Genomic DNA, 4,741 nt, shown 5'->3' with positions numbered 1-4,741 from the left:
TTTAGCATTCCTAAGTTCAATTACTCAGTCCACCTTTACTTATGCATATATAAACATTTTACTAAAACAGAGCCTTTAATTATAATTTTTCACGTCTCTTAGTTGATTTTATAAATAATTCTTTTAAGGATTCTTTATCATCATCTTTTATTGCATCTTTTATTTTATCTAGTTCACATTCAAATGATTCTATAGATTTTAATAGATTTTCTTTGTTTCCTAAAAAAAGTTCACTCCATAAATCTTCGTTTATATTAGCAATTCTAGTTAAATCTCGATAACTATCACCAATAAAACTTCCAGTGTCTCTTCCCTCTAAATCACTATTTACTAAAGCCACTGCTAGGGAATGAGGTAACTGACTAGTAAATCCTATCATTTCATCATGAAATTCTGGACTTATTCTTTTAACTCTTTTAAAACCTATTTCATATGCTAAGTTTTCTACTAGCTTCAAATTCTCTTCTTTATTTTTTGAAGTTGGAGTCAAAATATAGTTAGCACCTTTAAAAACATCACTGCTTGCAAAATCTATTCCCTTTTTTTCTCTTCCAGCCATTGGGTGTCCAAATACAAAATCTATATTTGAAGGTAATATCTTGACTATATCATTTATAAATAACTTCTTTATTCCAGTTGCATCAGTTATTACTGCCCCATCTTTAAAATTATCTATATTATTTTTAATAAAATCTTTAACAAGCTTAGGATATATTGATATTATAATTAAATCCGCATCTTTTAAAATTTCATTTCCATCAGTATATCCTCGTCTTATTAAGTTTAGCTTTTCAGCTTTTAATAATGTCTCTTCATTATTATCTATTCCATAAACATTTTTATAACCAGCATCTTTTAATGCCATTGCAAAAGATCCACCTATTACTCCAAGACCTACTATTACCACTTTCATATAGCCCTCCAAGAATTATATTTCTTTTCCTTCTATTTCTGCTACTGCCTTAACTTTCCCCATAAGTCCATCAAATTGGTCTGGAGTAAGTGATTGTTGACCATCACTTAGTGCATTTTCTGGATCATTATGAACTTCTATCATCAAACCATCAGCCCCTGCAATTATTGCTGCTTTTGCCATTGGCTCAACTAAGTATGCATATCCACCTGCATGACTTGGATCTATAATTATAGGTAAATGTGATAACCTCTTAACAACAGGAATTGCTTGTAAATCTAACGTATTTCTAGTTATTGTTTCAAATGTTCTAATACCTCTTTCACAAAGTATTACATTTTCATTTCCACCTGCCATTATATATTCTGCTGACATTAACCATTCCTCAATTGTTGCTGATAGACCCCTTTTTAATAATATAGGTTTCTTAGTTCTACCAATTTGTTTTAACAAATCAAAGTTTTGCATATTTCTAGCTCCAATTTGAATTACATCAACTTCTTCTATAAATGTATCAATATAATCTGTTGACATAAGCTCAGTTACTATTGGAAGTCCTGTTTCTTGCTTAGCTGCCTTTAAAAGTTTTAATCCTTCAAGCTCTAGTCCTTGGAAACTATAAGGTGAAGTTCTTGGCTTAAATGCACCACCTCTTAAAAAATTAGCACCTGCTGCCTTAACTCTTTTTGCTACTTCAATTATTTGCTCTTCAGATTCAACAGAACATGGACCAGCCATTATACCAAGCTTTCCACCTCCAACTATTGAACCATCTATATTTATTATTGTGTCATTTGGTTTAAAAATTCTATTTGCCTTTTTAAAAGGTTCTTGTACCTTCATTACTCTGTCTACACCCTTAAGTACTTGTAATTTTTTAGGATCTATTATTGCTGTATCTCCTACAATACCTACAATATAATAAGTATTTCCCTTTGAAATATGTGTTTCTAACCCCTTACTTTCAATAAAAGACTTAACCTTTCCTATTTCTTCTTCACTTGCTTTTGGTTTCATAATAATAATCATGTAAAACTCCTCCTGTACTTCAAATAAATTTTTTTAATTCTACTATTCTACTATCCTTCATAAATTTAATTTTATATTTATCAATTTTTATTTGTTAATTGATATTCTAATTTAAAATATCAATTATAAACATTAACTTTTAACTATTAATCTTTTTATCTCTTCTACTACTTCATCCATAATTCCATCATTAACAACTATATTATGTGATGCTTTTTTGTAAAGATTATATCTTTCTTTATATAATTCTACAATCCTCTTTTTTCCATCTTTTAAAAGAGGTCTTCTTGAAACATCTATATCAGAAATAATTTTTTCAACTGGTCTATCTATAAAAATTACTAATCCATTTTCTTTTAGAATATTTATATTTTTATCTATTTTTACTATTCCACCACCAGTTGCTATTACAACATTATCATACTTTATTATTTCTTTACAAGTTTCACTTTCTATATCTCTAAAATAATCTTCTCCTTGTTCAAAAAGTTTGGAAATTGTTTTTGATGTTTTTCCCTCAATATATATATCCATATCTATAAATTTTAACAATAATTCTTTAGCTATAATTTCTCCAATTGTAGACTTTCCACATCCAGGCATTCCTATTAAAAATATTTTACTTTTCATAATCTATTCTCTCTATTTAAATTCTTCATTTATATATGAATATAATTTTTCTTGAATATCAGGATTTATAGATATATCATGCCAAATTTCTGATGACTTAATTGCTTGTCCTAGAAGCATTTCTAATCCCCCACAAACTTTTTTATTTAGTCTTTTTCCACATTGAAGAAATTTAGTTTCTCTTGGATTATATATTAAGTCTATTAATACATCAAAATTATTAATAATCTTTTCATCAACAGGGTTATTATCTACATTAGGATACATTCCTACTGGAGTTGCATTTATCAATATATCACCTTTTACATTACCTATGTCCTCATAAGTTCTATATTCGATTTTAATATCCTCAACCAAAGGAATTGATTTCTTGCTTCTAGAAACCAAATATATTTTTTTTATGCCTCTATCTAATAATAAAGTAACTGCAGCTTTAGATGCTCCCCCTGTTCCTAGTATAATAGCTATTTTACCATTAACTTCTATATTGTTTCTAACTAATATACTATTAAATCCATAATAATCACTATTAAATCCATATAATTTATTATCTTTTAATAATATTGTATTTATTGCTTTTATTTTTTTTGCTTCAGGTGATATTTCATCTAAATATTTCATTATATCTTCCTTATAAGGAATTGTTACATTACAGCCCTTAATTTTCAATACTTTTAATGACTCTGTAAATTTACTTAAATTATTTTTTTCCACTTCAAATATTTTATATGCCCCATCAATATTTAAAAGTGAAAAAATCTTATTATGAATCATTGGTGATATAGAATGTGATAATTTTTCACCTAGTAATCCGTAAAAATTCAATATTTTCACATCCTTTCTTTGTTCATCTAACATCTATTTTTTTCATATGCCCCCAATAATTTAAAGTAAGCACTACTTTGTTCAATTAAATATAAAGCTTTTTTAACCTTTTCTGATGATAAATCACCTTCAAAATCACCATATAAAAAGTACTTCCAAGGACCATTTTTCATTGGTCTTGATTCTATTTTAATCATATTTATATTATTTTCTGCAAAATGTCTTAATAACTTATATAACGTACCAGCCTTATCTTCAAGTGAAAATACTACACTAATTTTATTGGAATTTTTATTTTCTTCTAATTCTTTAGAAATTATTATAAACCTTGTGAAATTTTCTGTTTGATTGTTTATATTTTCTTTAATAATTTTTAAATCATATATATTAGCTACTCTTTTACTACCTATTGCAGCTTTTGATTTATCCTCTAACTCTTTGATTAATTTAGCACTACTAGCTGTACTATGAAATGGTATCAACTTCCATTCATTATACTTCTTTAAAAAATCTGAACTTTGTTCAAATCCTTGAGTATGTGAATATATCTCTTTAATTTCACTTAAATTGCTTCCCTCTACCCCAATTAAATTTTGATTTATTTTTATACATACTTCTCCATTTATAAAAAATCCGTATTTATACAAAAGATCATATACACTAGAAATTGCTCCTGTTGATGAATTTTCTATTGGAAGTATTCCATAATTAATTTCATCATTTTTAATTGCTAAAAATACATCTTCAAATTCTTCATATGATTTAGAATCTCTATCTTCACCAAAATATTTAATCATCGCTTCTTCTGTAAAAGACCCTTGTGCACCATAAAACCCTATTTTTTTGTTTTCACAAACATTAATATTATTATTTAATTTTTTCTCTTCTATCAAATCTTCTTCTATCATTTTTCTACTTTGAAGCTGTCTTGATATTTCCATTAATTTTTCAAAGAATTTTTCTGTTTCTTCAATATAATCTTGATTTTTTAGATAACCTAAGTTCTTCTTTATAACATCATCTTCTCTATTCTTATTAAATATAGGCAAATTATTTTTTTTCTTATATTCACCCACTTTAAGAACAACATCCATTCTCTGCTCAAATAATTCAGTTATCTTTTGATCTATTTCATCTATACTATTTCTATAATCATCTAACCCTGCCATATGTCACGCCCCTTATTTTTAATATTTTATAAAAATGCTTACTTCCATGCTATTTGGGTTGAAAGTGGAGAGATGGGAATTGAAATTTTGGATTAAATGTCTCAATCCTCAACTCTTTATCTTCCAATATCACTTTTCAACTCTTTATATTTGGTTCTGTTTTAAATGTGTGTTG

At 27.0% G+C, this 4,741-nt stretch carries 5 protein-coding genes; all 5 read right to left on the bottom strand.

The window, feature by feature from the left end:
* Window positions 1-79: 79 nt before the first annotated feature.
* Window positions 80-913 carry a prephenate dehydrogenase gene (locus tag NG904_RS12080; protein ID WP_252231773.1) on the bottom strand — a complete coding sequence of 278 codons (834 nt, stop codon included), beginning with the start codon at window positions 911-913 and terminating at the stop codon, window positions 80-82.
* Between the two features lie 15 nt (window positions 914-928).
* Window positions 929-1,942 (bottom strand): 3-deoxy-7-phosphoheptulonate synthase, encoded by a 1,014-nt coding sequence (aroF, locus tag NG904_RS12075; RefSeq protein WP_252231772.1) that lies wholly within the window; start codon window positions 1,940-1,942, stop codon window positions 929-931.
* A gap of 132 nt (window positions 1,943-2,074) precedes the next feature.
* Window positions 2,075-2,572: a shikimate kinase gene (locus NG904_RS12070; protein WP_252211841.1), complete on the bottom strand. Its 498-nt coding sequence runs from the start codon at window positions 2,570-2,572 to the stop codon at window positions 2,075-2,077.
* 12 nt (window positions 2,573-2,584) lie between these two features.
* Window positions 2,585-3,397 (bottom strand): shikimate dehydrogenase, encoded by an 813-nt coding sequence (aroE, locus tag NG904_RS12065; RefSeq protein WP_252211840.1) that lies wholly within the window; start codon window positions 3,395-3,397, stop codon window positions 2,585-2,587.
* A 26-nt stretch (window positions 3,398-3,423) separates the two neighbouring features.
* The gene (gene pheA / locus NG904_RS12060) at window positions 3,424-4,566 is read right to left on the bottom strand and encodes a prephenate dehydratase (protein ID WP_252211839.1); all 1,143 of its coding nucleotides are present in this window, start codon (window positions 4,564-4,566) and stop codon (window positions 3,424-3,426) included.
* Window positions 4,567-4,741: the final 175 nt, after the last annotated feature.

Origin of the sequence: Clostridium sp. ZBS15, assembly GCF_023845705.1 — a bacterium.
GTDB lineage: Bacteria > Bacillota > Clostridia > Clostridiales > Clostridiaceae > Clostridium > Clostridium aquiflavi.
This window is presented reverse-complemented; position numbering and strand designations above follow the sequence as displayed.